Origin of the sequence: Mesorhizobium sp. M4A.F.Ca.ET.050.02.1.1 (assembly GCF_003997725.1) — a bacterium.
Lineage (GTDB): Bacteria > Pseudomonadota > Alphaproteobacteria > Rhizobiales > Rhizobiaceae > Mesorhizobium.
On the sequence record NZ_RZSG01000789.1, the window covers coordinates 1 to 2,709 of the forward strand.

Genomic DNA, 2,709 nt, shown 5'->3' on the forward strand with positions numbered 1-2,709 from the left:
GATAGGCATCGTGCACCGCCTCGATCAGCGCGCCCGATATGGCATGCGTGGTCTCGGCAAAGCCGACGAGGCGGTCGACGGTCTCGGCGAACTCCGAGGCGCCGCGCGGACCATGGCGCATCTGGCCGGCGATGAAACGCGGATTGACGGCGCGGGCGCGGACCACTCTGGCCACAGCTTCGCCCACCGAGCGCGGCTTCGGTTTCTGCGGGTCAGTGGTGTCGAGCACGATGAGGTCAGCATTCCTGCCGAGCGCGGCGAGGGCGGCCGAGAACCCGCCGATGAAGGCGACGTCAGCCGAACCCTCGAGGATGTCGCGGCCGGGGTCGTCGCCGGTGTGGACTAGCAGGTCGGCCTCGGCGATGCGGCCCTCGAAGGCGCCAGGCGCGGAAATCGCTTCGCCGTCAGCGCCGCCATAGGCATGCGAGGTGGCGTCGAGATAGGCACGGCCAATTTCCTCGCGCGCGGTCCAATCGCCGCGCGATAATAGATCCTCGACGCCGGCGCCGTAGGTGCCGGGCGAGGTGCCGAAAATGCGCGGGCCGACCTTGCCCTCGGCGCGCGTCGCCGCGGCAAGCGGATTCTCGGCATCGTCCTCGTCGCGGCTCGAAACCGCGCTGGCGGCGGCATCGATCAGCGCGATCTGGGTCGGGAACATGTCGCGGAACAGGCCGGAAATGCGCCAGGTGACGTCGACGCGCGGCCGGCCAAGGGCTGCCGGTGGCAGCACCTCAATGCCGGTGACGCGGCCGGTGGCGCCATCCCATTGCGGCCGGCAGCCCATCAGCGCCAGGCCTTGAGCGATCTCCTCGCCGCCCGTGCGCAGCGAGGCCGAGCCCCAGAGGTCGATGACCAGCGTGCGCGGCCAGTCGCCATGCGACTGCATGTAGCTGCGCACGACTTCTTCCGCCGCTGCGTGGCCAAGGTCATAGGCGGTCGGCGTCGGCATAGTGCGGGGATCGGCGGTGAACAGGTTGCGGCCGGTCGGCAGCACGTCGGAGCGTCCGCGCGCAGGCGCGCCGGCCGGCCCGGCCTTGGTGTGGCGGCCGTCCAGCGCGGCTAGCAGGGCTGTCTTTTCCGCCTCTGCGCTTTGCCTACGCAGCGGATCAGCCTCGCCCTCGGGCGCGCGGCCGTAGACGTGCAGTCCGTCCTTGACGGCGAAATCCTTGAGGTCACAGAGCCAGGCGTCGATGCGGCGCAGCGCTTCGTCCGGCGCGTCGGTTCTGGCAACGCCAGCTTCGGAGGCAAGCCCGGTTTTTCGCGCGGTCTCGACGATCAGCCTGGCCAGGCGGTCGCGGCGGCGACGGTCGAGCCCGTCGGCCTGCGCATATTCGTCGACCAGCCGCTCGAGGCGCTGCTGGTTCTCATCGAGGCCCGCACCAGTCAGCGGCGGCGGCAGGTGGCCGAGCGTGACGGCGGCGATACGGCGCTTGGCCTGCGCCGCTTCGCCGGGATTGGAGACGATGAAGGGGTAGATGACGGGCAGCGCGCCGGTGACGATCTCGGGAAAGCAGGTGCCGGAGAGCGCGACGGTCTTGCCCGGCAGCCATTCCAGCGTGCCGTGCGCGCCGACATGGATGAGGGCGTGGACCCCGAGCGATTTTTGCAGCCAGAGGCCGAAGGCGATCAGGTCGTGGCGCGGGGGCAAAGTGGGGTCATGGTAGTCGGCGCGGCGGTCGACTGAGCGGCCACGATCGGGGGCGAGTGCCACGGTGAGGTTACCGAAGGTTGCGGCGCGGAAGGGGAAGTGCTGTCTGCATGATGAAGGTTGGCGTTCTGTCGCGCCCCCCTCTGCCCTGCCGGACATCTCCCCCACTTGGGGGGAGATCATGCCGTCACCGCCACCTTCGCTAATCGCCGCCGTTGCAAGAGGAGAGCCGATGCCAGAACTGCCAATTTCCCCCTTAGTGGGGGAGATGTCCGGCAGGACAGAGGGGGGCGCCTCGCGCGAACCTGTCTCGTCTGATTTTCCCCAGGCAGCTTCGACGGCAGTCATTGCCTCAGTGGGCAACTCTTTCGACAAGTCTAGATAGTTCGTCAGCCCTAGCCCGCCACCACCCACCTCCAGCGCATCCAGCAACGCGCGCGGCGATTGCGGAATCGCGTCAACCGCATAGCCCTGTTCCTTCAGGTCGTGCAGCATCGCGAGCACGCTCGACGGCACGTCGAGGCCGACGGCATAGCCGGTACGGCCGGGCGCGCTCGGATAATCCGGTATCAGGATCGCCAGCTTGCGCTCGGCCCGCTCGGTCCGCCGCAAGCGAATGAACGCCGCGATGCGCTTGGCGACCTGCGCGACGCGATCGATCTCCGGCCGGTTGGCGAAGGCGCGGAAAGCTAGCGCCGGGTCGGTTTCGCTCTCGCCCTTGAACGAAATCGCGCCGGCCAGGATGCGGCCGTCGAGTTCCGGCAGCACGACATGCATGGCAAGGTCGGCGGGAGCCAGGCCGCGCTGGTTTTTCTCCCAGACCTGGCGGCGCGTGGTCGCGACGATGACCTGGAAGACCGGCACGCCGGCACGGTCGAACAGCGTCTCCGCGCCGGGCTCGGCGCCGGAGGCGAATGCGGTGGCGGTGACGATGGCGGCCGGGTTCAGTGAGGCGAGGGCGTTCTCGACGAAGGCCAGAGACGCCTGATCCTTGAGACTCGAAACGAAGATCGGCACCGGCGCGATGCCTTGCGCGTGCAGTGCGTCGACCAGCGCATCGA

1 protein-coding gene is annotated in these 2,709 nt (G+C 68.8%); it reads right to left on the reverse strand.

Features of this window, described 5'->3' with window-relative positions:
* Positions 1 to 2,709: cobaltochelatase subunit CobN (locus EOA33_RS31155; RefSeq protein WP_190234422.1), on the reverse strand; the 2,709-nt coding region annotated here is incomplete at both ends.